The organism is Nocardia violaceofusca NBRC 14427 (genome assembly GCF_963869435.1).
In the GTDB taxonomy this organism is placed as follows: domain Bacteria; phylum Actinomycetota; class Actinomycetes; order Mycobacteriales; family Mycobacteriaceae; genus Nocardia; species Nocardia aobensis.
This window is the reverse complement of sequence record NZ_CAWMPM010000007.1, coordinates 75,047-99,229: the sequence shown is the minus strand read 5'-3', so window position 1 is coordinate 99,229 and position 24,183 is coordinate 75,047. Positions and strand designations below refer to the sequence as shown.

Here is a 24,183-nt window from a genome sequence, read left to right as displayed (position 1 = left end):
CGCGCGACCGGTCAGTGGGTGATCAGTCGCCAATCCTCGGGAAGGTTGGCGGCCGTCACCTGCTCGCCGTCCACCGCCAGATCCACCGCTGTACCGCCGAGGCGCAGATCGGTGAGCTCTACCCTGCCCCAGCGCGCGGGGACGTGCGGCAGGACGGTCACCGTGCGGTGCGGCACATCGGGTTCGAGTCCGAGGAACGAACGGACCAGCAGCAACGGCGCGGCACTGGCCCAGGCCTGCGGGGAACACGAGGTCGGGTACGGCACCGGCGCCGAGAACCGAGAACGTTGGAAGCCGCAGAACAGCTCGGGCAGGCGGCCACCGAAAGCGGTTGCGGCGTCGAGCAATCCGTTGGACAGCCGGGTGGCCAGTCCGACCGCACCCGGGATGTGACGGTAACGCAGCAGACCGGCGACGGCGATGGCGGTGTCGTGCGGCCAGACCGAACCGTTGTGATAGCTCATCGGGTTGAACGCGCCCATCCCGGAAGACAGTGTGCGCAAACCGAATCCGGAGTCCATCTCGGCGGTCGCCAGATGATGCACCAGCTGTTCGGCATGTTCGTCGGTCACGATGCCCGACCACAGGCAATGCCCGACATTGCTGGTGAGCGCGTCGACGCGGCGTTTGTTGCCGTCCAAAGCGACGGCGTACCAGCCCTTTTCGGGAATCCAGAACGCTTCGGAGAATTTCGTCCGCAGTTCGGCGGCGTGTTCGCGCAGCTTCTCGGCCTTGTCCGACTGCCCGAATTCCTCGGCCAGTTCGGCGCGGGCCAGGATCGCCGCGTAGACGTAGCTCTGCACCTCGCACAGCGCGATCGGCGCCTGGGCGAGATGTCCGGCCGCGTCGTTGATGCCGTCGAAGCTGTCCTTCCAGCCCTGATTGATCAGGCCACGGTCGGTCGCGCGCTGATATTCGACGAAGCCGTCGCCGTCGCGGTCGCCGAAATGCGACATCCAGTCGAGGGCCGCGTCGGCCGCCGGCAGCAGCGTCTGCACCGCCTCCGGCGAGGCACCCCACCGCCGGGTCTCGGCCAGCAGCATCACGAAAAGCGGTGTGGCGTCGACGGTTCCGTAGTACACCTCACCGCCCAGGGCCAGTCCACCCGCCGGACCGCGCCGGATCTCGTGCATGATCCGGCCCGGTTCCTCCTCGGTGAGGGCGTCGACCTGCTGACCCTGCATTTCGGCCAATTGCTGCATGGTGCCCAGGGCTAGCGAGGAGTCCAGCGGCAGCGCCATCCACGCGGTGAGCAGCGAGTCGCGGCCGAACAGCGTCATGAACCACGGGGCGCCGGCGGCGACGAAGGTGCGATGGCGGCGTTCCTCGCGAATCTGCAACGCCCCCAGGTCGCTTTCGGTGCGCTGCAGAATGGCGGTGAGCTGCGGATCTCCGGTGGTGAGTTTGGTGGCGGTGTCACGCCACGCGGCCATCTTGCGGCCCGGTTCGCTGCTGCGGTAGTGCTCGCCGGGGCGTAACGCGACATGCACCCGCTGATTGGCCACCGTCGGCTGGGCCAGGATCTCGGTCTGCCAGCGCCCGGTGGCGGGCACGACGATGCGCCAGGTCAGCGAGCCGGGCAGCACAATCGGCAGTTCCGAGGACGAGACCGCCAGGCCGCGTGCGCGATCGGAGCGGTCGTTGAGCAGCAGTTCGTTGTCGGTGACCAGTATCTCGGCCCGGCCGTGCCCGGCGCGGCCCTCCTTGACGGCGAACAGATCCACGAAGTCGGCGTCGGCGCGCAGTTCCAGCACCACGGCGGTGGGTTCGCGGCCGAGATTCTCCAGGATGACCGTCTCCCGCATACCGTCGGCGACGAGGCGTTCGCGCACCACCAGCAGACTGGAATCGGCGGCGCCCGACCGCGGCGGCCGCCGCAGGATGAACCGCGCGGTGAAGGCCTCCGGACTGAGCACCGACAGCGGTTCGAGCCGCTGTCCGTCCACCCGCAACTCCCACCGCGACACCACGCGAGCATCGCGATAGAACAGGCCCTGCGACGTTCCCGATTCCACATCGCCGACCCGGTCGGACAGGCAGAAGGTGCTGCCCTCGACCAGCGTCACCGAACCGTTGAGCAGGGCGGGTTCGCCGCCGTTGAGAGGTGAGGGCCCGGTCATCGCGCATCACCCCCTCGGGGGTGTCGCGGCGCCGCGGCGGGCGCGGTAGATCGTTTCGTCGACTCGAACATCACCATCGCGAACGGCTCCTCCCTGATCACCGGCGACAACCGATCCGGCTCGAGGTGTGCGTGGGCCTATCCGACAACGTTCGTGCGAGAACGTCTCGATCATCGAGAGTAACCGCTGGACGGTGTTCGGCACGGCCGATCCCTCGACCACGTCACAAATCCGTGCTGCGGCCCAGCAGGGTGGATCGCGGACGGGACTCAGCGCGCGCGATCGCCGGCTCCCTCGACGGGCCGTTTGCGCGGCGGTTTGACGTTGACCAGGCTGCGGTCACCTCCGTAGTGGTCCAGCACCCGGGGATCGATCACCGCGCGCCACAGCGGCGGCACCGCGGCCAGCAGGACCATCCCGGCATAACCCATCGGAAGCTGTGGCGCCTGCTCGACGCTGCGCAGGGTCTGGTAGCGGCGGCCCGGATTCGCGTGGTGGTCGCTGTGGCGCTGCAGATGGAACAGGAAGATGTTGGTGACCAGGCTGTCGCTGTTCCAGCTGTCGCGCGGCGAGCAGCGCCCGAATGTGCCGTCGGCGCGCCGCACGCGCAGCAGGCCGTAGTGCTCGACATAGTTCACCGTCTCGAGCAGAAGGGCGCCGATCAACGCCTGCAGGGCCAGCCACGGGATCACCCGCGGGCCGAAGCACAGGATCATGGCGCCGAACAGCACGACGCTCATCGACCAGGCCTGCAGCAGATGATTCTCGTAGCTGAACCACCGCTTGTTCCTGCGTGCCAGCCGGTCCCGTTCGAGCCGGAACGCCGAGCGGAGCCCGCCGAACATGCTGCGCGGCAGAAACACCCACAGGGACTCGCCGAAACGGGCGCTGGCCGGGTCATCCGGGGTCGCGACGCGGGCGTGGTGGCCGCGGTTGTGCTCGACGAAGAAGTGCCCGTACGCGGATTGCGCGAGCGCGATCTTCGACAGCCATCGTTCCAGATGCTCGGACCGGTGGCCGAGTTCGTGGGCGGCGTTGATCCCGATGCCGGACACCACCCCGAGGGTGACGGTGAGACCGAGTTTGTCGACGAACGAGAGCGCGGTGTCCGCCCACAGAAAACCCGCGACGAGCAGGCCGAAGAATTGCATCGGCAGGAACAGGTAAGTGCACCAACGGTAGTAGCGGTCGTTGGAGAGCGCTTCGTAGTCCTCGTCGTGCGGGTTACTGCCGTCGTTCCCGATCGTCCAGTCCAGCAACGGAATGACCACGAATACGATGATCGGCCCGATCCACCAGAACACCGGCGATCCGGTGAGGACCACCAGCGGGCCGGGGAGCAGGGCACAGGCCGGCGCTATCAACCCCAGCATCCATAGGTAGCGCTTGGGGTCGCGGGCTCGGGATTGTTCGAAGATCGCCATGTACTTCTCGCTGTCCAGGAGTGACACCAGATCGAGAATGCGGCCGCGCGAAGCGGCGCCGGCCTGAAACATGAAGCGGCGTAGGCCTGAAACATTCAGAGTAGCCGTTCGTGCCAGGCTGTCCAGAGATCACCGAAAAAGACCTATCGACGTGCAGATACCCCGAAATCGCCAGGGTATGACAGCATTTTTCGAGGCGTTTTCCGATCCGAGACGACACGACGCCGCCCACCCCGGTCGGCGGGCGGCGTCTGTCGGGCTCGCTACGGCAGGGCGGCGCAATTACTCGGCGCGGGCAGACCCGCCAGCCGATCGGTCATCCATGAATTCGCGGTCATCAGTGACGGGAAATAGGCCAGGTCGTGGGTGCCCACGACGCCGGTGACAGCGGGCAGCTGCGGATTCGCGTCCAGCTGAACCGCAGTGCCACCGGCGCACCAGCCGGCGGCCACTGCGCGAACCGGCGGATACGGCGTGCCCTCGTCGTTCGCGGCCGAGGCGATGAGCACCGGCATCGAGGGCGCGATGGTTCCGATGCGCTGCTCGTCGAATGCCGCTTTCAGCGCCGGCGACCGGTCGATGACCGCGGTGAGAGGTTCTCCGCTATTGGTGATTTGGGTGATTCGCCGTATTTGAATGTCCAATGACGCCGCAATGGCGCACTTGCCCAGAGCGTCGTTCATCAGTCCTTTACCGGCATCGTTGATTTCGGCATCGAGAATCGGACGCGTTTCGGGATAGTCGGCGGCGATACCGTTGAGGGTGAACGGCGCGGAGGATCCGACACCGTGCTGGCCGTAGTTGTAGCCGATGAAACTCTCCGGGTCGACGATGGGCCCGCCGATGTAGGCGCCGCGCACGTTCAGTTCGGGCGCGTACTTCGATTGCAGTTCGGCGGCGCCGGCCGAGGCCATGCCGCCCTGGGAATAGCCGAACAGAATGACCGGCGAGTTCGGATTCAGCCCGGTGCCCGGAAGCTGCAATGCGGCACGCGCGGAGTCGAGTACGGCATACGCCTGCGCTTTCCGGTTCAGGAAGTCGTGCACATCGGGTGTGCCCAGCCCGTGATAATCGGTCAGCACCACGGCCATACCGCGCGCGAGCAGCGACGTCAGCGCGATGACGTCGTATTCGGCGATGAGGTCGTACGGCGGCTGGAACTGGGCCAGCTGCGGCAGCACCTTCGACGGCGCGCACTGATCGCCTTGCCCCTGCGAGCCGACTCCGTAGGCGACCAGCGGACGTTCACCCGGGCCTGTCCACGGCAGCGTCGGCTGCAGATAGGTCGCCACCACCGCGGTCGGAGCGTCGTGAGTGTCGCTGCTGATGTACATCATTCGCGTCGACGCCGCCGGCACGACACCCGGCTGACCGGGCGCCGACATCACCAGCGCTGCCGGTTGGGCGCGAAGGATCGCGCCCGGGGGCATCGGCGGTACCGGCGGCGGCATGTAGAAATCATCGGCGGCGACCTCCGCGGCCGGTTGCGGCGACGCGGGTGGCGCGGAGATCGCCGCGCCCGCGATGACGACGAGCGAGCCGAACAGAACTGCGTTCCATCTGCGGATCAAGCCCCTCACGATCGATCCTTCCCTGCGTTATCAGCGGATAGTTGTCGAGCGTCGGGCCGCTACGGCAGCGCGGCGCAATTGCCGGCCGCGGGCGCGCCCGCGAGCCGATCGGTCAGCCACATCTGCGACGCCGCCAGCGACGGGAAGAACGCGAGATCGTGGGTGCCGATGACACCGGAAATCGGTGGCAGCTGGGAGTTCGTGTCCATCTGCACCGGCACGCCACGACTGCACCACGCGGCGGCCACATCTCGGATGGGCGCGTACGGCGCACCCTCGTCGTTCCTCGCCGAGGCGATGAGCACCGGCGCCGACGGCGTGCCGCCACCGACGCGCTGATCGGCGAAGGCCTGGCTCAACGCCGGGGACCGGTCGATCACCGCGGTGAGTGGCTGTCCGCTGGAGGTGAACTGGGCCGTCTGCCGCTGCGGATTGTCGATCGATACCGCGATGGCGCATTTGCTCTCGGCATCGCGCAGCAGCGCCTTACCCGCGTCGTTGAGTTCGGCGTCGATTTCCGGGCGAGTGTCGGGATAGTCGGCGGCGATGCCGTTGAGCGTGAAGCCGACCGCACCGGAAAGACTCGGCTGCCCCTCGTTGAAGCCGATGAAGTATTCGGGATCCACCACCGGCCCGCCGATGTACGCGCCACGCATATTCAGCTCGGGCGCATAGCTCGGTTGCAGTTCGGCCGCACCGGCCGACGCCATACCACCCTGGGAGTAGCCGTACACGATGATCGGCGGCCGCGGCCCCAGGCCGTTGTTCGGCAACTGCTCTGCGGCCCGCGCCGAATCGAGTACCGCATAGGATTGCGCTTTCCGGTTCAGGAAGTCGTGCATTTCCGGTGTGCCCAGCCCGTGGTAATCGGTGACCACAACGGCCATCCCACGCGACAGCAGCGAATACAGCGCCAACACATCGTATTCGGCGATGACGTCGAACGGCGGCAGGTATTGGGCGAGCTGCGGGAGCAATTTCGAGGGCGCGCATTGATCGCCCTGCCCCTGCGTGCCGACCGCGTACGCGACCAGTGGGCGTTCACCGGGTCCGGTCCACGGCAGCATCGGCTGCAGATAGGTGCCCGTCACCGCGGTCGGCGCGTCGTGCGTGTCGCTGCTGAGATACATCATGCGTGTCGAGCTCGCCGGGACGACGCCGGGTTGCCCCGGCGCCGAGAACAGCAACGACGCAGGCTGAGCCCGCACGATGGCACCCGGAGGCCCCGGGGGCAACGGCGCCGGGGGAACGTAGAAATCATCGGCGGCGGCCTGCGCCGGCGGCTGCGTCCAGGCATGCGGCGCCGAAACCATTCCGCCCGCGACTGCGATGAGAGCTCCGAACAAGACAGCGGTACAACTGCGAATCCGGCTCCGCACGATTCGTCCTTTCCTGAGCTTCGGGATGCCTATCGGAACGAACAAACGGATCTCGACAGTACCGAAAAAGACGTATCGATCTTCGGGGAATCAGAATGACGGTGGGCGTGTCTCGCTAACGACTGGCTAACGAGTTGTCCGGAGGCGCGGACCGGTCAACTCTGAACGGCCCGCCGATAACCGCGAATGGCCATGGCGCCGAAAACCACGATCAGCCCTGCCGACCATGCGACGGTCTGCAACAACGGCACCAGGAGCGGACCACCGAGGATGAAGTTGCGCATCGCCTCGATGGCGCAGCTCATCGGCTGGGCCCGCACGACCGGCTGCAACCAGCCCGGATAGTTCTGCACCGGCACGAATCCGGAATTGAAGAACATGCCGACCAGCACGACGATCGCGAACAACTGCACGACTTTGTCGCCGGCGCTGCTCACCCCGACCGCGACGACCAGTGGCGTGAATCCGGCGATCACGATCACCGGCACCAGCAGGACGCCGATCGCACCGGCCCAGCCCTGCTGGAAACGCAGGCCCAACGCCATACCGACGGCGACGACCACGATGGTCGCCGCGAGCGCGCGGGCGCATTCGGCGGCGAGCCGGCCGGACAGTCCGGCCCAGCGATGCGTCGGGAGCACCCAGAACCGGCGCAGCAGACCGCTTTCCCGCTCGGCGTACAACGACATGCCGGTCCCCATCGCGCCGTACATGGCTCCGGCGACGGCGATCATCGGCACGAAACCGTAGATCGGGTCGGCCCCGCCGGTGGCGCCGAGGGATTTGTCCAGCACCAGGTCGTACATGAGCAGCAGCAGAATCGGCAGCACCAGGGTGCTGGTGATCACCTCCGGCTGTCGCGACCAGCGCCGCAGCAGGCGACCGGTCTCGACCAGGGTCTGCGATCCCAGATCGCCGATCCGGTTGCCCAGCACGGGAGAATCGCCCATCACCACCTCGCTCATCCCCGGCGCCCTTCCGCTCGCACCGCGAGAACCGCGGCCACCACGAACAGCCCCGCGATCCAGATCGCGGCCACGCCGAGTTCGGAGGTGTACTCCCCCGCGGCCAGTCCGCGCAGCGCGTCGGTGATCCGGGAGACCGGCTGATTGCGCACGTACGGCTGGATCCAGCCCGGAAAGCCCTGGACCGGAACGAATCCGGTGGAGGTCATCACCAGCAGCAGCTGGGGGCCGAACAAGACGGTGCCGCTGAGTTCGCTGTTGCGGGTGATGGTGCCGAGCGCATCGGTGGCGATCACCAGGGTGGCGCCGAAGGCCAGGACCACCAGCACGAAGACCAGCGCGGAATCCGCGCTGTGGAATCGGAATCCGAAACTCGTGCCGATGACCAGCGCCCCGGCGAAGGCGGCGACGGCACGCACCAGATTCGCCGACATCCGCGCGGTCACCGGAATCCACGGCGGCACCGGCATCGCCCGCAGCCGCGTGGCCATGCCGCCGACGACCTCTCGCGCCGCCCGGTCACCGGCGAACATGGAGGTGAAGAACATGGCGAAGACCGCGATCAGCGGAAGCAGGTACTGGGCGTAGTCGATACCGCCCGCTTCCATCGAATGCCGCAGCGGCACATAGAAGCAGACGAAGAACACCACGGGCGCCGCGAAGGCCAGCACGAGATCGCCTTCGCGCAGGGCGCTGCGAATCATGCGCCCGCTCAGGGCGGACCACTGCAGACCGGCCGGAACCCGGAACAGTTCCGCCGTTTCGGTGGTCGCCGCGGTCATGCCGATACCTCTTCGGCCGGTTTGGTCAGCTGGATGAAGACCTCGTCGAGGGAGGGGCGGCGCAGCGCGATGTCGATCAATTCGATTCCCGCGGTGTTGATCCGGTCGAGCGCCTCCGACAGCGTCACCGCGCCGCCGGGCGCCGGCACCGACACCCGGTCCTGCGATTCGGCGATCGTGACCTCGCCCAGGTTCGCCAGCGCGGTGGCCACGGCCGGCACATCCGCGGCGTCGACCGGAACGACCTCGCAGTAGCTGTCGCCGGAGCGGGCCTTGAGCTGATCGGCGGTTCCCTCGGCGATCACGGTGCCCTTGTCGACGACGATGATGTTGTCGCTCAACGCATCCGCCTCCTCGAGGTACTGGGTGGTGAGCAGGATCGTCACGCCCTGTGCCTTGAGCGAGCGCACCAGCGCCCACAGGCTCTGGCGGCTGACGGGGTCCAGGCCGGTGGTCGGTTCGTCGAGGAATACGACGCGTGGCGGGCGGACCAGTCCGCAGGCGATGTCGATGCGCCGGCGCATACCGCCGGAGTACTGGCCGACCCGTCGTTCCGCGGCCTCGGTGAGCGCGAACTGTTCCAGCAGTTCCTCGGCGCGCCGCGCGGCGGCCTTGCGCCGCAATCCCATCAGCCGGGCGAAGAGCACCAGATTCTCCCGGCCGGTGAGCATTTCGTCGAGCGCCGCGTACTGCCCGGTCAGCATGATCGACGACCGCACCTGCGCGGCCTGGGTCACCACGTCGAAGCCGGCCACCAGCGCACTGCCGGCATCGGGCCGGATCAGCGTCGACAACACCGACACCGTGGTGGTCTTCCCCGCACCGTTGGGCCCGAGCACGCCCAGCACACTGCCCGCGGGGGCGCTGAAGCTGATACCTCTCAGCGCGCGCACCGCGCCGAAGGTCTTCTCCACGCCGTCGACGACGATCGCGTCGTCCGTATCCGCCGGACCACCCATTGAATTCGACACCATGCTCTCCGTCCGAGCGCCCACCCGTTTACTTTGGTAAGGCTAACTTGATTTTTCGACGAACTCCACCGCTTCGACATCAGCCGAGCAGCGCCACCACCTCGTCCAGGGAGGCGCCGCCGAGGATGGCGGTGACGGGGAGGTCCCGCCGCAACTCGGCCTCGACCCGCTTGCGCAGATCGAGCGCCTGCAGCGAATCCAGGCCCAGCGCCACCAGCGGAACCGAGCCGTCGACGGCTTCGTCCGGCTCCAGCCCCATCACCACGCGCAGCGCATCGCGCACGGAGTCGGCGACGTCGGGTGGCACGGCCGGATCTTCGGCGGCCGGCTCGGGTTCGGCGGCGGGTTCGGCGGCCGACGGCGCAGGTTCCGGCTCGTCGTCGGGTAGTTCGGCGAACAGCGGCGCGAAACCGAAGACCGAGAACAGGTCTCGGATCCGTCCCCACTGCGCGGCGGCGACCAGAACGTTGGCCGCGCGCGGCGCGAAACCGGCGGCGACCGCCACCGCCGGGTCCATCGGCAGCAGTCCGGTGCCGCTGATGCGGGCCAGCGCTTCGGCGTGGTCGGCGCCGACCGCCCGCCACAGACCCCACTGCACCGACGAGCATCGGATGCCCTCGGCCCGGTAGTGCGCGGCCTGCGCGTCCAGCATGCGGTTGACCGCCGAATAGACCATGTGCCCGCGCCCGCCCAGCGTGGCCGACAGCGAGGAGCACACCACGATGCGGGCGTCGTCGGCGCGCGGGAAGATGCGCGTGAGATTGTGCAGCACAACGAATTTGGCGGTCGCCGCCGCGCGGATGGCGGCCGGGTCCGGATCGGCGGCCGCCGCCTCGTAGTCCACGGCGGCGTGCACGATCAGGGTCGCCGGACTCGCGGCGTATTCCGCCGCCAGGGCGCCGAGCGCCTCCCCATCGCCGGCGTCGCAGCGCCGCACGACGACCTCGGTGTCGTACCGGGCTCCGATCTCGGCGATGCGCGCCCCGGCGGCCGCCGTACCGCCGGATCTGCTGATCAGCGTGATCCGGCCCGCGCCCGCGGCGGCGAACTGCGCACAGAAATCCAGGCCCAGTTTGCCGGTGCCGCCCACGATCACGACCTCGCGCAACTCTTCCGCACGCAACGGGGCGTCGCCCGCGGTGTCGTCGAGAATCAGCCGTTTGGCGTAGAAGCCGCCGTCGCGCACGGCCAGTTCGGGTTCCGCGGCGATGTGGATCGCCCCGAGCAGCGCTTTGGCCGCCACGGTGGCGTCGACCCCGGCGCCCAGATCGGCATGCCGGAAGGCGACGCCCACGTGTTCGGCTGCCAGACAACGAAATCCGGCTTGCACGGCGGCATGGAACGGATCCGGCAGATCGGATTCGACGACCTGTTCGCCGCCGCTGGTCACCAACCAGATATCGCCGATACCGTCCAGCTCGTCCAACCAGGTTCGGACGCCGAGGAATTCGGCGACGTCGTGCACGGGTCCGTTCGCCGACGACGGCGGGACCAGCACCACCACGGTGTCCGGCCTGGTGCCGGAACCCGGCTCGACGACCGTGGCGCCCTGGCGCGGCGCGGCCGCGCGGACGGCCGCCGCGAGATCTTCGTTCGCGCCGGCCGGGTCGATCACCACGAAGGTCCGCGGCGGCACCATCGTTCGCCGCTGCAACCGGGTCCAGGTCTCCACCACCCGTTGCGGGGCGACCGTCGAGCCGCCGGAATCGCTGTCGGCGAGCGGCTTGTGCGCGGCGCGTGCGTAATCGAACGGCGCCCACAGCGATTTGGCGCTCATCTGCGTATTGGGGAAGTCGAGCAGCGGCAGTGCGGGCACACCACGCTCGCCTGGTTCGCGCAGCGCCTCCCATCGATAATTCGCGTCGTGCACCGCGACGGTCGCCAGATTGCGGGTGAATTCCCGCAGATCCTCGGCGGTGCGGCGCGAGGTGCCCAGCGCCTGGAATTCCCGCTGCCCCGAAATCTCTCCCAGATTCTCTTGCATCGCCAACATCAGCGTCGGATGTTCGGAGATCTCGAGGAAGGTGGTCGCCCCGGCGTCCGCGGCTTTCCGGATCGCCAGGTCGAAGCGCACCCGGTTGCGCAGATTCAGGTACCAGTAGTCGACGATCGACAGACCCGAATGGATGCGGTCGCCCATGGTGGCGCCGATACAGTCGATTTCGGTGTCGGCGAAGGCATGGTTGTCCATCTCCGGACCGACCGTGGCAGACAGCAATTCGCGCGCCGTACTCACGTAGGAGGTGTGCGCCGGATACTGGACGCGAATTTCCTTCGCGAATTTCCCTGCGGCGTTCAGTGTTTCGACGATGCCCACGACCGCGTCGCGTTCGCCGGAGATCGCGATGATGTGGCGGGAGTTGACCACCGACAGCTCCACGAAGTCGGCCTGCCGCGCGATCAGGTCCTCGCACTCGTCGCGATCGATGCCGAGCACCGCCATGGAATAGCCGCTGAGCTCGCGATCGTCGACGATCTGCGCCCGGGTGGTGACGATCCGCACCGCGTCCCGCAGGGTCTGGGCCCCGCTCACACAGGCTGCGGCGATCTCCCCCTGCGAATGCCCCACCGTCACTCCCGGGGCGACCCCGGCGGCCTGCCACATCGCGGCCACACCGATCATCTGCATGAACAGTGCCGGTTGCACGGTCAGCGCCTTGTCGTCGGCCTGCCGGTCGGCCTCGAGCAGATAGGCGCGCGGCGACCAGCCGTAGAGATCGTGAAAGACCTTGTCGCACTCGTCGACTGCGTCACGGTAGGCCGATGAGTGCTCGTAGAGCATCGCGCCCATGCCCGGGCGCTGGCTGCCCTGACCGGGAAAGACGTATGCCACGCGCTGCGCGGTCGCGGCGCGCTCCGATCGCACCACCGCCGCATGCGGGCGGCCGTCGGCCACGGCGCGCAGCGCGGCGATCACGTCGGTCTGCGCATCGGCCATGACCAGGGCGCGGTGGCGGCGCGGCGATCGGGTACGAAACAGCATGTCGGCCACGCGATCCGGCGACACCCCGGGATGGCCGACGAGGTAGTCCGCGATCGCGGCCGCCTCCGATCCGAGCAGATCCGGGTTGTCGCTGGACAGCAGGATCGGAACGCTGCCGTCGGGCAGGCGGTAGCTAGACATGACTCTCCTCTTCGGCCGGAACGGCCAGCAGCGCATGGGCATTCGTGCCCGAGACGCCGAACGACGACACCGCCGCGTAGCGCACACCGTCGTGCGGCTGCCAGTCCTCGAGCTTCGCGGCCAGCCGCAGGCCGGTCGCGTCCCAATCCACCTTGCCGGTCGGATTGTCGGCGAAGCGGGTCGGCGCGATCTGACCGTGCAGACCGCTGAGCAGCACCTTGATCAGGCCGAGCATGCCCGCCGCCGCCTGGGCGTGGCCCAGATTCGATTTCACCGAGCCCAGGCGCGCGGAGCCCGAACCGTAGACGCGGTCCAGCGCCTGGAGTTCCAGTGGGTCCCCGACCGCGGTCGCGGTGCCGTGTCCCTCGATCATGCCGACGACCTCGGGCGCAATACCCGCTGCCGCCACGGTCGCGCGGATCAGCCGCTCCTGCGCGCGGCTGCTCGGCACGGCGATCGGCGCCCCCGCGCCGTTGTGATTGACCCGGGTGGCGAGCACCCGGGCGTAGATCCGGCGACCGGCCGCACGGGCCCGCGATTCGCGTTCCAGTACGAGAACGCCCGCGCCCTCGCCCCACAGCGTGCCGTCGGCGGCATCGGAATACGGTTTGCACTGCCCGTCCGCGGCCAGCGCGTTGTTCTTGGAGAATTCGAAGAACGCGGCGGGCGAACCCATCACGCACACGGCCCCGGCCAGCGCCCAGTCACATTCCCCGGCGCGGATCGCCGCCGCCGCCATATGCACCGCCGACAGCGACGAGGCACAGGCGGTGTCGACCACGATCGACGGGCCGCCGAGACCGAGACAGTTGGAGATCCGCCCCGCCACCGCCCCGAGCGCGGCACCGGCCGCGCGATAGCCGGAGTAGTCGTTGACCTCGGCGCCGTGCGGACCGTATTCGGTCGGTGAGGCGCCCATATAGCAGCCCACCTCGTCACCGTCGACAGCCGCGGGATCGATGCCGGCGTTCTCCAGCGCCCGCCAGGCCACCCGCAGCGCCACCCGCTGCTGCGGATCCATCGCGACGGCCTCGCGCGGGGTGATGCCGAAGAACATCGGATCGAACTCCGCTGCGCGAGCGAGGAATCCGCCGGCGTCGCAGACCGCCGCCCAGCCTTCGTGGCGCGCCAGGTTCAGCAGTTCGGCCAGCGGCCAGCCGCGGTCGCGCGGGAACGGCCCGGTCAGATCGCGCGCCTGCGACAGCGCCGCCCAGTACTGTCCGGGCGTCTCGATGCCACCGGGCGCCTCGACGGCGAAGCCGCTGACGACGATCGGATCCGCGTCGCTCATGATGTGGTCTCCATTTCCGCGACCAGCAGCTCCGCGATGCCCTCGACGTGGTCGTGCAGATAGAAGTGGCCACCGTCGAACATCGACACCCGCAGGTCCGATTCGGTGTGCTGCTGCCAGCCGTAGAGGTCGCCCATGGTGACGTAGTCGTCGTCGCTGCCGCCCATCGCCTGGACGGGGGCCTGCACGCGCACGTCCGCCGGGCAGGAATAGCGGTCGAAGGCGGCGTAGTCGGCCTTCAGCGCCGGGAGCGCCATCCGCATCAGCTCACGATTGCCGAGCAGATCCGATCCGGTGCCCTCCAGCCCGGCCATATGGTCGAGCAACTGTTCGTCCTCGGTCGGATGGTTCGGCATCTCGGCGACCCGGCCCGGGGGAACCGCACCCGAAACCGCGAGCAATCGCACCGGAACTCCTTCGGATTCGGCGATGCGCACGAATTCGAAGGCCACGATCGACCCCATGCTGTGGCCCAGCACCGTGATCGGCTCGTCGCGATTCCACGGCGAGAGCGCGAATTCGTCGAAGGCGCCCTCGGCGATCTCGGGCAACGTCTGCAACGCGGCCTCGCGAGCCCGGTCCTGACGGCCGGGATACTGCAGCACACCGACATCGAAATATTCGCGCAACTGCTTCGAGAAGGGCCGGTAGGTCGATGCGCCGCCGCCCGCGTGCGGGCAGATGATCAGCGGTGCGCTCGCGCCGCGCGGTGCGTGGAACTGCCGGATCCAACCGGGTGCTGCTGCCATGCTCGTCTGACTCCTCATGTCTGTCACTGCCACATCCGCCGCATCACCAGCAGGCCCTGATCCTCGTCGTCGATCACGGTGGTGTCGGCGACGGCGTGGTCGGGCTGTTCGGCGATGGCGCGCAACGTATTCCGGAAGGCGGTCTCGACGATGCGGGCATCGTCGGCTTCGAAGCTGTCCTCGGCGTAGAACACCACGGCCTGCACGGCGTCGCCGGGCAGCAGGGAATTCGCCGGGAAGATCATCAGCAGCAGGGCGTTGTCGGTGGCGCCGCCGCCCTCGAACGACACCAGCTCCAAACCGCCCTCGCGCAACGAGGTTTCCAGCTCGTCGCGCCCCGGCGGATAGGACTGGAAGACGAACATGCTGTCGAACAGCTTGCGCGCCGCCGGGCCGGATCGTCCCGCCGCCCGCATCGCCGAGGTGAGCCGGTACTGGTGGTACTCCATCAGCTCCACGCGATGACGTTGCATCTCGGCGAGATGGTCGCGCCAGGTGCGGTCGCCGGCCAGGTCGATCGCGACCGGGATGGTGTTGGCGAAACAGCCGACGGCATGGTCGACGCCGTCGAGATCGGCGGGCCGGCCCGACACCACCTCACCGAACACCGTTGCCTGCTCGCCGGTGACGTACCGCAGCGCGTTCGCCCAGGCGAGCTGGCAGACCAGGCTGAAGGTGGCGCCCTGCTCCGCGGCCAGTTCGGTGGCGCGCGCGACCGTGTCGTCGTCGAGGACGAATGTGCGCCCCTCCGGGACACCGCCACTGCCGGGCGTGCGGGCCGGGGCGACGAGGCACGGTCGCACATCCTCGAGATAGCTCTGCCAGGCCGCCTCGGTGGCCTGCTCCCGATCCCGGGTGAGGCGCAGGAAGCGCGCGAAGGTTTCCGGATCGCCGAGCGGCTGCCCGCCGCGACCGGCGTATTCGGCGAAGATCTCGCGCGGCAGCAGCTGACCCGACCAGCCGTCGGTGAGCAGATGGTGCGAGGTCAGTACGACCATGTGGTGGTCGTCGGGAAGATGCACCACCGTCACCCGCAGGAGCGGTCCGTGCGTGAGGTCGAAATGCTCGGCCTGATCGGCGCGGAAGAACTCCCGCAACCGCTGCTGCGCGTCGGGCAGGTCCGCGAAGTCGATCTCGCGCACCGGGATCCGCATGTAGTCGGCGACCACCGCGTACGGCTGTCCGGCATGGGACACCGAAATCGATACGCGCAGATTGGGATAGCGGTTCAGGACGGTGTCGAAGGATGCGGCCAGCCGCGGCAGGTCGAGTGCGCCGCGCACGCCGATCAGCGTCTGCACGTTGTAGACGTCGTTGCCCGCGGAGCCGAGCGCGGTGAAGTACAAGCCGGCCTGCAGCGGCGCCAGCGGATAGATGTCCACACAGCCGCGATACAGCGCCTGCCAGCGATCCAGGTCCAGCTGGGACACCTCGTCGGCGACCACGTCGCTGGGCGTGAGGCGGCGAACAGGGTTGTCGCGCACCGTCTTCACGAGTTCACCGAGGCCCTCGGTCCACAGCTGGGCCAGTTCGCCGGCGTCGTCGTCGGACAGCGGTCCCGCCGGGAAGCGGAAGGAGGCATGCAATCGCACGCTGCCGCCGTCGGCCAGTGCCACCGTGTTGATGTCCAGCAGGGCGGGGGCCGGCATCGCCGGATCCGCGTGACCGCCCATATAGCCGAATTCCGGTGCGGCATCCCAGGTTCGGACCGATTCGCGGTCGGCGGCGCCGGAGGCGGCGAAGCGGCCCATGTAGTTGAAACTCACCTGCGGCGAGGGCGAACCCGCCAGCTCGGCGCGGGTGCCGGGGTTGAGCCGGCTCAGCAGTCCCCAGCCGATTCCCGATTCGGGCACCGCGAGCAGTTGCTCCTTGACCGCTTTCACCGCGGATTCCACCTGCTCGCCCGCATCCGGGATACACAGCGACACCGGATAGGTCGTGGTGAACCAGCCGACGGTGTTGGCCAGATCGACTCCGCTGAACAGGGTTTCGACCCGGCCGTGCCGTTCCATCGTCACCGCCACCGCCTGCGCGTCCCGGTCGCGGCGGCGGCGGAAGCGATGAATCGCCACGGCCAGCGAGGCGACCTGGATGTCGAGGAAGTCGCAGCCGAAAGCCGTGGTGGCCGTGCTCATCAGGAACGCGGTGTCGTCCGCGTCGAGGGTGGCGGTGACCTCGCGGACGGTCGCGACGGTGTCGACGGCGGGGTCCAGGGCGCGGCTGCCGAGCAGCGGATCCACCGCCTCGGCGGCCGCGCGCCAGTACGGCAGCGTCGCGAGTACGGCGTCGCTGTTCGCCACGTGCACCAGGCTGGTGTTCCAGGTCTTGACCGAGGTTCCCGGCTGCGGTTCGACCGTCGCGGCCGCGACACCCCACAGGCCGCGCAGATCGTCGTGCAGAACCCGCCAGGACACACCGTCGACCACCAGGTGGTGGACGACCAGCAGCAGCCGCCCCTGCGTTCCGTCGGCGGAGTGCACCCAGGCGGCGGCGAGCATGCGGCCCGCGGCGGGGTCCAGCTGCGCGCTCAATTCGGCCAGCTGCTCGTTCAGGCGCGCACCCGCGGTGCGATCCCAGTTCTCGTCGCCGATCACGATCTCCGCGACGGTGGGCGCGGCGGCCGGCTCGTCCGGTTCCGGGACGTAATAGGCCGTGGCGCCCTGTGGATCGGTGCCGAGCCGGGCACGCAGCATCGGATGACGTGCGGCCAGCGCCGAGACCACCTCGGCGATCTGCTCACGTGTGCTGTGTGCGGGGGCTACGACCGCGGTGGCCTGGGTGTAGGCGTGGTAGTCGCCGGATTGTTCGGTGAGCAGGGCCGCGATGGGGTTGAGCGGGATCCAGCCGGCCGGGCTGTCCGCCTCGACCAGTGCCGGGCCGCTGCTCTCGACGATCGGCTCGCACGCCGCGGCGATGCGGGCGATCGTGCGCGCGTCGAACAGGGCGCTGGTGGTGATCAGCAATCCGTACTTCTTCAACGCCGACGCCATCCGGATCGCGCTGATGGAATCGCCGCCCAGCGCCAGGAAGTCGTCGTCGGCCGCCAGCGCGGTGGTATCGCCGAGGTGCAGCACCGCGCGCACCACCTCCGCGACCGCGGCTTCGGCGCCCGCGCGCAGTTCCCGGCCGTGGCCGGTGCTGCCACCGAGATCCGGCTGCGGCAGTGCCCGGCGGTCGAGTTTGCCGTTGGCGGTCAGCGGCAGTGCCGCCAGTTTCACCAGTGCCGTGGGGATCATGTATTCCGGCAGGCGTTGTGCCAGTGCGGCTTTGATGCGCTCGGTGTTCTCGGCGTCACCGCCGGTGGCGAATTGCGAATTCGCTTCGGGCACATAGTAGGCCACCAGCGCCAGGTCATGGCTCTGCGCATTCTGCGGCACGGTGATCGCCACGGCCGAGGCGATCCCGGGTACGCGACGCAGCACGGTGCCGATCTCACCGAGTTCGATGCGATGCCCGCGCACCTTCACCTGATCGTCGACCCGGCCCAGATATTCCATGCGGCCCTGCGAATTCCAGCGCACGATATCGCCGGTGCGATACATCCGGGCCCCGAGCTCACCGGCGAACGGGCACGCCACGAAGGCTCCGGCGGTCAGATCGGGGCGGCGATGGTAGCCCTGCGCGAGTTGCACGCCGCCGAGGTAGAGCTCACCGATCACGCCGGGCGGGACCTGCCGCAACCGCTCGTCCAGCACGTAGACCGACGAATTCCATTCGGGCAGGCCGATGAGCGCCGGTTCGAGCGCAGCGCCGGCCGTGGCTTGCGTGGTCGTGCGGCCGGCGAAGTCCTCGTGCATGAGGTCCATCGAGCCCTCGGTCGGGCCGTAGAGGCCGAGCACCGTGCCGCCGAAGAAACGGCTCGATTCCTCGACCAGCGCCGGCGGTACCGCCTCGCCGCCCAGGTACACATAGCGCATGGACTGCAGCCGCGCCGGATCCGGCCCGGCGTCGATGAAGGCGCGAACCACGCTGGGTACCAACGAGATCTGTGTGATGCGATGCCGGTGGATGATCTCGGCGAGTGCCTCCACGTCGGCCTGCCACCACTGCGGCGGCGGCAGCACCGTCGCCGATCCGGTGCACAGCGCGTTCACCAGTTCGAAGACCGAGACGTCGAAGCCGATCGGCGCCTTCTGCAGGATGCGCTCCTCGCCGAAGCCGAGATAGTCGCGCATCCACTGCACGTGGTTGGCGATGCCGCGGTGGTGGATCACGACGCCTTTGGGGCGGCCGGTGGTGCCGGAGGTGTAGAGCAGATAGGCGGGGTCGAGCGGATGCAGAGGCCGCGGCAGCGCGGCCTGCGGCAGCTCCGAGCCGTCGAGGGCGGACAGGCGTTCGATCACCTTCGTGTCGGTGAGATCGATTGCGGGGACAACGGTTTCGACGCTCAACGCCTTGTCGGCCGATGTCAGCAGCAGCGCCGGTTCGGCATCGCCGAGCATGTACTCGATGCGGTCGATCGGGTAGCTGGGGTCGATCGGGAAGTACACCGCGCCGACGCGCAGCACCGCCGCGAACGCGATCGGCAGCCGTTCACTGCGCTCGGCGTAGACACCGACGCGATCACCGGGCCGCACCCCGTCTTCCAGCAGCAGTCGCGCGAGCCGGTTCACCCGGGTATCGAATTCGCGGTAGGTCAGTTCGATATCGCCGAACACCACGGCCGTGCGGTCCGGGTGGGTGCGCGCGGAGGCACGGATCATCGCGTCGGCGGTCTCCGCCTCGATCGGCACCGAGGCGCCGTGCGACCACTGCGCCAGCGCCGCGCGATCGGTCGCTGACAGGGTGGCCAGCTCCGATACCCGCCGATCGGCGGTCGCGGTGGCGAGCACCAGATCGATGTACTCGTGCAGGCGATCGATCGTCACGGCGTCGAAAAGGTCGGTGCGATACGTGATCTGGACGTCGGTCCGATCACCGTGCATGAACGTCTCCACCACCAGCGGCAGCAGGGCGGCGCCGTTGTCCATCAGCTCCCAGCTGGTGGTGACCCCCGGCAACTGGGGGCCGTCGATCTTCTGGTGCAGGAACAGCACCATCGTGTCGAACAGATTCGAGCCGACGTTGCCGGTCGCGGCGTTCACCGCGCGGACGATGCCTTCCTGCGGGAAATGCTTGTGCCCGAACGCGTCGGTGATCACGCCGCGCACCTGTTCGACCAGTTCGGCGAAGCGCTGATCGTCACGGCCGGCGATGTGCAGCGGGAGCATATTGCTGAGATTGCCGATCAGCAGCTCCATCCCGGACTCTTCGCGGTTGGCCACGGTGGTGCCGATGACCATGTCGCCGCGCCCGGTCATCTCGCGCAGCGCGACGTAGTAGGCGGCGAGGAATACCGAGAACGGGGTGGTGCGCAGTTCGGCGGTGAGGCGGCGCAGCGCGGTGTCGGCGGCCGCGCTCAGCGGGCGATCGCAGCGGGCACCACGTTCGGTGGCCGCCACCGGACGGCGATCGTAGGGCAGTTGCAGTTCCGGCAGCTCACCGTCGAAGCGGTTCTGCCAGAAGCGAATATCCTCGGCATGGTCCTCGGCGGCGAACCGGTCGGCCTCCCATTCGGCGAAATCGGCGACCTGCAACCGCAGCGGCTCCACCGTGACCGGGCCGGTCAGTGCCTGCCGGTAGAAGTTCTCCACATCCCGGGAGAGCGCGGGCAGCGTCATCCCGTCCCATGCGATGTGTTGAATCACGACCACCGCGACCAGTTCGGCGGCGGATATCCGGACGAAGGTCACCCGCAGCGAGGATTCCGCTGTCAGATCGAAGGTTTCGCGGGCCGCGGACTCGGTCAGCTCGCGCAACCGCCGCCGGGCCTGCTCCTCGGCGAGACCGGACAGATCCTCCTCCAGCAGCCGGGGCGGCAGGTCGGCGTGGATCCGCTGATAGGGCTCACCGTCCTCATCGGTGTGATAGGTGGTGCGCAGCACCTCGTGCCGCTCGACGAGCGCGGCGAAGGCCGTGCGCAGCGCCGCCACATCGATCGGCTCGGCGTCCACCGCGCCCTCGAAGGTCAGCGCCAGGCACAGGTTGTAGGCGGAGCTGCCGGGCGAAATCTGCTGATGCGCCCACACGTAACGCTGACCGAACGACAACGGCGCCCGCTGCGGATTCCGGCGTACCGGCACGGCCGCGGCGGTGGCCAAACCTTCCTCGGCGAGCCGAGCCGCCATCGCTACCTGCAGGTCTTCCAGCGAACGCATCTGACGAACCAATCTGTCTACAACGAAAACTCGGGGCCCGGCGCTGCGGTCAGTTCCCCGATGGGGCCAGAGCCGAATCAGTGTGGGGCACAGGCACTTCGGCCAGTTCCAGCAGAATTCGCGACACCTGCGCCAACCGCCCCGGGGTGGTCTCGTCTGCCTGCAGCTGCGCGGCGATGCGGCGCACGGTCCGTCCGCCGAACACCGCGGTGACTCCGAATTTCTCGACCGCCAGCAGTCCGCGCACCTTGGCGGTGAGCGTGGTGGCCAGGATCGAGTTGCCGCCGATCTCGAAGAAATCGGTTTCCACACCGACCGTCTCGACACCGAGGATCTGCGCCGCGATATAGGCCAGCGCCGCCTCGATCTCGTTCGCGGGCGGCACCGCGGACGCGCCGGCATCGGGGGCGCCCGCCTCGACCAGCCGCCGGATCGCGGCCCGGTCCAGTTTCCCGTTGGGAGTCAGCGGGATCTCGGTCACGATCTCGATCAGGTCCGGGATCATGTGGGCGGGAAGCAGATCCCGCAGCGCTGCCCGCAACTCGTCGGTGGTGACACCGCCGGCCCGCACCGCGGCGGCCAACCGGCCGGAATCGGTCACCAGGGCGACGGCCTGCTGGACGGACGGCAGTGTGGTCAGCGCGGTTTCGACCTCGCCGAGTTCCACGCGGTAGCCGCGGATCTTGACCTGATGGTCGGCGCGACCGAGGAAGTCGACGGTGCCGTCGGGCAGATAGCGGGCCAGGTCGCCGGTGCGGTACCAGCGCAGGCCGCCGTATTCGACGAAGCGCTGCGCGGTGCGTTCCGGGTCGCCGCGGTAGCCGTCGGCCACACTGGTTCCGCCGATCCACAATTCGCCGACGACCCAATCGGGGCAGTCCTCGCCGCGCTCGTTCACCACCCGCATCGCCACATTCGCCAGCGGCGTGCCGTAGGGCACGGTGGCACGGTCGGCCGGGAAGTCGTCGGTCACTTCGCAGACGGTCGAGTGGATCGCGGCCTCGGTGGCTCCGCCGAGTCCGGCGAAACGCAGGCCGGGCACCGAGGCGCGCAGGCGATGCGCGAGTTCGGCGTCGACCCGGTCGCCGCCGGTGACGACCACCCGGAGTGTGCGCAATGCCGCCGCGTCGGCGGCGTCCAGCAGCATCCCGATCAAGCCCGGCGCGCAATTGAGCACGCTCACTTCGTCTTCGGCGATCAGCCGGGCCCACGCCTGGGCGTCCCGCTCGATCTCGGCGTCCACGCACACCAGCACACCGCCCAGAGCGAGCGGAGCGAAGATGTCGAAGACCGACAGATCGAATTCCAGCGACGACAGGCCCAGCAGCCGAGCGCTCGCATCCAGGCCGAAGGAGGCGGCGAGGGCGTCGATGGTGTTGGCGGCGGCGCGATGGCTGACCTCCACCCCCTTGGGCTCACCGGTGGAGCCGGACGTGAACAGCACGTAGGCGACGGCGTCCGGATCACTGGCGTAGGCGCGCTCGAGGCGACGGCCGGCCAGCGCGGTGGTCAATTCGACGGCGGTGACGCCGGCCGGGAGCTCGAGGGCCGCATCGGTGAGCGCGACCCGGGCGCCCGCGCGTGCCAGAATGCGGTCGCGTCGCGCCGGCGGCTGACCGGTGCCGATCGGCACATAGGCCGCACCCGCGGCCAGCACACCGAGGACGGCCGGAATCTGCCGGTGGCCCTTGGAAATCACCACCGCGACGGTATCGCCCGGCCGCACGCCGGCATCGGTGAGCGCGGCGGCCACCGCGAGCGCCTGATCGGCCAGATCACCGTAGTCGCAGGCACCGCCGCGCCAGCGCAGGGCCTCGGCCTCCGGCTTGCGCCGGGCCCGGCAGAAAAACTCACCGTGCAGCGTGCGGGCCTGCCAGTCGGTGAAGGTGTCGTTCACCCGCTCGCGCACCGCACGCTGCTGTGCCGGCAGCTCGATCGACAGCGGTGCGTTCCAGTCCGCACCCGGCTCGGCGAGAGCCAGCAGCAGGCGGCGGAATTCGGCGAACATCGCCGCGACCACACCCGCGGGCATGGCGTCGCGGCGCACATCCCAGTTGACCAGCAGACCGCCGCCCAGTTCGGCGACCTGCGCGTCGAGATCGACCTGCGGGCCCTGCGACAGAATCCACACCGGCTCGCCGAACAGCGCGGTGACCCGGTCGGAGAAGAGCTCACCCAGGTCCAGGCCCGAGGTGAAGACCACCGACGGCGTCACCGGAGCGCCGCGCAGGCGGCCGAGATCACGCAGCACATCCAGGCCCTCGTACACCGAATGCACAGCGCAGGTGTGCAATTCGCGTTGCAGGCGCTTGGCGCGGGCGACCATCGATTCCGGCGCGCGGGCGTCGACGTCGACCAGGACCGAATTGGTGAAGTCGCCGACCACACGATCGATGTCGTCGTGCAACGGCTCCCGGTCGAACAGCGGGACGTTCAGCAGGAAGTGCTGCCGCGCGGACCAGCGCGCGATGGCCTCGGCGAACACCGTGGCCAACGCCACCGCCGGAGTGACACCGTGGCTGTGGGCGAGCTTGTCGAATCCGGCCTTGGCCTCGGGTTCGAACCAGTGGTGCAGCCGGATGCTGCGGCTCGGGTCGGCGCGCTCGTCCTCGGCCAGGACCGGCAACGACGGGATATCGGGCAGGTCGGCGAGTCGCTGCTCCCACCAGGCCTGGGCCGCCGAATTGTCCGGCATCTGGCGCGCTCTGGCGTCGAGATATTCGCGGAAGGTGTAGCCGACGGTATCGGCCGGATCGGCGTCGCTGTCGTAGAGCGAGGCCAGATCGTCGAGAATTCTCCGGTAGCTCAACGCATCTCCGGCGAGCATGTCCACGTCGACGTGCACGCGGTGGGCGTCGTCGGGCAGCAGGGTGAGGGTGATGTCGACGACCTGGCCGGCCTCGACATCCATCCGCTGATGACTCTTGGCCTGGCGCAGGCGTTCCAGTTCCGTGTCCGGATCGGCGGCCGCGCGCAGATCCTCCACCCGGAACACCGGGAGCAGCGGCTCGGGCAGCACGCGCTGCGTGCCGGCATCGGTGAACTGCACGCGCAACTGGGGATGGCGCCGGACCAGGCGTTCGACCGCCCGGCCCATGCGCTCGGCATCCAGGCCGCGGCCGTCGAATTCGACGTAGAGATGGGCGGCGACGCCGCCGAGCCGCTGATCCTGGCGGCGGCCCACCCAGTAGGCGTGCTGCATGGTGGCGAGCGGAAATTCCTCGCCGTCGGCGAATGTGGCACCGGCTTCGGGCGAGGCAGGGGTGGCGGCGGGCGCGGGTTCGGGAGTGGCGCCGAGCAATTCGGCCCAGGCGGAGATCGTGGGCGCGAGCGCGAGTTCGGAACTGCGGACCTCGTGGCCCTGTTTGCGCCAGCGACCGGCGAGGCGCATCAGCTTCATCGAATGCATGCCCAGACCGACCAGATCGTCGTCGTATCCGATCGCCTCGGGTCGGATCCCCAGCTCCGCCGCCACGATGTCACGAACGTCAGCCTTGCCGAGCATCAGACAAACTCCTCACCGGCCGGAAATCGGGCCTCACCACCTACTTCAAAGGCTAGGCTTGCCTAACCTCCAAGCATAGTAGCCCACCCGACCCCGACTGCCGTA

The 24,183-nt window shown here is 68.7% G+C and carries 12 protein-coding genes; all 12 read right to left on the bottom strand.

What is annotated here, in order from left to right:
* Positions 1 to 11: 11 nt before the first annotated feature.
* The 12 genes from AC5592_RS07820 to AC5592_RS07765 all read right to left on the bottom strand — a co-directional run bounded on the left by AC5592_RS07820 (position 12) and on the right by AC5592_RS07765 (position 24,078).
* A complete protein-coding gene (locus tag AC5592_RS07820) occupies positions 12 to 2,120 on the bottom strand; it encodes an amylo-alpha-1,6-glucosidase (protein WP_036498201.1) in 2,109 nt (702 codons plus the stop codon).
* A 269-nt stretch (positions 2,121 to 2,389) separates the two neighbouring features.
* A complete protein-coding gene (locus tag AC5592_RS07815; RefSeq protein ID WP_442789559.1) occupies positions 2,390 to 3,544 on the bottom strand; it encodes an alkane 1-monooxygenase in 1,155 nt (384 codons plus the stop codon).
* Between the two features lie 263 nt (positions 3,545 to 3,807).
* Positions 3,808 to 5,124 carry a lipase family protein gene (locus AC5592_RS07810; protein WP_157121661.1) on the bottom strand — a complete coding sequence of 439 codons (1,317 nt, stop codon included), beginning with the start codon at positions 5,122 to 5,124 and terminating at the stop codon, positions 3,808 to 3,810.
* A 50-nt stretch (positions 5,125 to 5,174) separates the two neighbouring features.
* Entirely contained in the window at positions 5,175 to 6,323 is a 1,149-nt protein-coding gene (locus tag AC5592_RS07805) for a lipase family protein (RefSeq protein ID WP_198163784.1), read from the bottom strand.
* A gap of 326 nt (positions 6,324 to 6,649) precedes the next feature.
* The gene (locus AC5592_RS07800; protein WP_232329253.1) at positions 6,650 to 7,459 is read right to left on the bottom strand and encodes an ABC transporter permease; all 810 of its coding nucleotides are present in this window, start codon (positions 7,457 to 7,459) and stop codon (positions 6,650 to 6,652) included.
* A complete protein-coding gene (locus AC5592_RS07795) occupies positions 7,456 to 8,241 on the bottom strand; it encodes an ABC transporter permease (protein WP_063063817.1) in 786 nt (261 codons plus the stop codon). The genes AC5592_RS07800 and AC5592_RS07795 overlap by 4 nt, the downstream gene beginning before the upstream one ends.
* On the bottom strand, positions 8,238 to 9,215 hold the full coding sequence (locus AC5592_RS07790; protein ID WP_232329252.1) for an ATP-binding cassette domain-containing protein: 978 nt from the start codon (positions 9,213 to 9,215) through the stop codon (positions 8,238 to 8,240). Before AC5592_RS07790 ends, AC5592_RS07795 begins: the two co-directional genes overlap by 4 nt.
* A gap of 76 nt (positions 9,216 to 9,291) precedes the next feature.
* Entirely contained in the window at positions 9,292 to 12,336 is a 3,045-nt protein-coding gene (gene nbtC / locus AC5592_RS07785; RefSeq protein ID WP_063920269.1) for a nocobactin polyketide synthase NbtC, read from the bottom strand.
* A complete protein-coding gene (locus tag AC5592_RS07780) occupies positions 12,329 to 13,627 on the bottom strand; it encodes a beta-ketoacyl [acyl carrier protein] synthase domain-containing protein (protein WP_063063815.1) in 1,299 nt (432 codons plus the stop codon). The genes nbtC and AC5592_RS07780 overlap by 8 nt, the downstream gene beginning before the upstream one ends.
* Positions 13,624 to 14,376 carry a thioesterase II family protein gene (locus AC5592_RS07775; RefSeq protein ID WP_036498193.1) on the bottom strand — a complete coding sequence of 251 codons (753 nt, stop codon included), beginning with the start codon at positions 14,374 to 14,376 and terminating at the stop codon, positions 13,624 to 13,626. Before AC5592_RS07775 ends, AC5592_RS07780 begins: the two co-directional genes overlap by 4 nt.
* Before the next feature lie 23 nt (positions 14,377 to 14,399).
* The gene (locus AC5592_RS07770) at positions 14,400 to 20,573 is read right to left on the bottom strand and encodes a non-ribosomal peptide synthetase (protein ID WP_063063814.1); all 6,174 of its coding nucleotides are present in this window, start codon (positions 20,571 to 20,573) and stop codon (positions 14,400 to 14,402) included.
* A gap of 49 nt (positions 20,574 to 20,622) precedes the next feature.
* Positions 20,623 to 24,078 (bottom strand): non-ribosomal peptide synthetase, encoded by a 3,456-nt coding sequence (locus tag AC5592_RS07765; protein ID WP_063063813.1) that lies wholly within the window; start codon positions 24,076 to 24,078, stop codon positions 20,623 to 20,625.
* Positions 24,079 to 24,183: the final 105 nt, after the last annotated feature.

Bases quoted from the DNA above. Each gene is read 5' to 3' on its own strand.
- AC5592_RS07820 (WP_036498201.1), bottom strand. From the start codon at position 2,120: ATGACCGGGCCCTCACCTCTCAACGGCGGCGAACCCGCCCTGCTCAAC.
- AC5592_RS07815 (WP_442789559.1), bottom strand. From the start codon at position 3,544: ATGGCGATCTTCGAACAATCCCGAGCCCGCGACCCCAAGCGCTACCTA.
- AC5592_RS07800 (WP_232329253.1), bottom strand. From the start codon at position 7,459: ATGAGCGAGGTGGTGATGGGCGATTCTCCCGTGCTGGGCAACCGGATC.
- AC5592_RS07795 (WP_063063817.1), bottom strand. From the start codon at position 8,241: ATGACCGCGGCGACCACCGAAACGGCGGAACTGTTCCGGGTTCCGGCC.
- AC5592_RS07790 (WP_232329252.1), bottom strand. From the start codon at position 9,215: ATGGTGTCGAATTCAATGGGTGGTCCGGCGGATACGGACGACGCGATC.
- nbtC (WP_063920269.1), bottom strand. From the start codon at position 12,336: ATGTCTAGCTACCGCCTGCCCGACGGCAGCGTTCCGATCCTGCTGTCC.
- AC5592_RS07780 (WP_063063815.1), bottom strand. From the start codon at position 13,627: ATGAGCGACGCGGATCCGATCGTCGTCAGCGGCTTCGCCGTCGAGGCG.
- AC5592_RS07775 (WP_036498193.1), bottom strand. From the start codon at position 14,376: ATGGCAGCAGCACCCGGTTGGATCCGGCAGTTCCACGCACCGCGCGGC.
- AC5592_RS07770 (WP_063063814.1), bottom strand. From the start codon at position 20,573: ATGCGTTCGCTGGAAGACCTGCAGGTAGCGATGGCGGCTCGGCTCGCC.
- AC5592_RS07765 (WP_063063813.1), bottom strand. From the start codon at position 24,078: ATGCTCGGCAAGGCTGACGTTCGTGACATCGTGGCGGCGGAGCTGGGG.